Below are 362 nucleotides of genomic sequence, written 5' to 3' on the forward strand. Positions count from 1 at the left end.
ACGGTGACCTTCCCGCGCGGGGCGTCGCTGCTGAGGTCGCCGTGCCCGCCGAGTCCCACCAGGTCGCCGGCCAGCGGGCGTTCCGGCACGAAGGTCTCCAGCAGGGCCGAGACCCCGCTGATGTTCAGGCCCGTTACCCACTGCGCGGCGTCGATGCTGTGTGCTCCGATGTCACCCAGGGAGCCGGAGCCTGACTTCGCCTTGTCCAGCCGCCACGTCATGGGGGCGTCGGCGTCGGTGAGCCAGTCCTGCAGGTACTGGGCCCTGACATGGCGGATTTCGCCGAGCCGTCCCTGGTCCACGAATCGCTTGGCCAACGCCAGGGCCGGCGTGCGGCGGTAGCTGAAGCCGCACATGGAGAG

General features: G+C 70.2%; 1 protein-coding gene. It reads right to left on the reverse strand.

Going from position 1 to position 362, the window contains the following annotated elements:
• Positions 1–362 (reverse strand): Gfo/Idh/MocA family protein (locus AC1DKD_RS42525; protein WP_477144905.1); only part of this gene is annotated, 362 nt, incomplete at both ends.

Source organism: Cupriavidus sp. 05T313, assembly GCF_056396665.1.